General features: G+C 64.4%; 1 protein-coding gene. It reads left to right on the plus strand.

Annotated features, from left to right (window positions below; all coding sequences use genetic code 11):
• Window positions 1-947 (plus strand): amidohydrolase family protein (locus tag WS75_RS10440; protein WP_156429754.1); only part of this gene is annotated, 947 nt, incomplete at both ends.

Consider the following 947-nt stretch of genomic DNA (forward strand, 5'->3'; position numbering starts at 1 on the left):
GGCGGCCTGAACTACAACCTTGAGCTGCGCTGGGACGGCGTGCCGTCGCTCGCGGTCGCGATGGACATGCTCAAGCGTCAGGTCGCGATCACGCCCGCGCCGCAATGGGTGCGCGTGGTCGGCGGTTTCACCGAACACCAGTTCGTCGAGAAGCGCCTGCCGACGATCGAGGAACTCAACGCGGCCGCGCCCGATACGCCGGTATTCATCCTGCACCTGTACGACCGCGCGCTGCTGAACGCGGCTGCACTGCGGGTGGTCGGCTATACGAAGGACACACCCGAGCCGCCGGGCGGCACGATCCTGCGCGACGCCGCGGGCAACCCGACCGGGCTGCTGCTCGCGAACCCGAACGCGTCGATCCTCTACGCGACGCTCGCGAAAGGGCCGAAGCTGCCGTTCGAATACCAGTACAACTCGACGCGCCATTTCATGCGCGAACTGAACCGTCTCGGCGTGACCGGCGTGATCGACGCGGGCGGCGGTTCGCAGAACTACCCCGACGATTACGAAGTGATCCGCAAGCTGCACGATGCCGGCGAGATGACGATCCGCATCGCGTACAACCTGTTCACGCAGAAGCCGAACGCCGAGAAGGAAGACTTCGTGAACTGGACGAAGAGCACCAAGTATCACGACGGCACCGACTATTTCCGCAACAACGGCGCGGGCGAGATGCTGGTGTTCTCGGCGGCCGATTTCGAGGACTTCCGCGTTGCGCGTCCGGACCTGCCGGCGCAGATGGAAGACGATCTCGAAGGCGTCGTGCGCGTGCTCGCGCAGAACCGCTGGCCGTGGCGCATGCATGCGACCTACGACGAAACGATCAGCCGCGCGCTCGACGTGTTCGAGAAGGTCAACAAGGACATCCCGCTCGAAGGGCTGAACTGGTTCTTCGATCACGCGGAGACGATCACCGAAAAATCGATGGACCGGATCGCCGCGCT

It is taken from the genome of Burkholderia sp. FL-7-2-10-S1-D7 (assembly GCF_001524185.1).
GTDB classification, from domain to species: Bacteria; Pseudomonadota; Gammaproteobacteria; order Burkholderiales; family Burkholderiaceae; genus Burkholderia; species Burkholderia diffusa.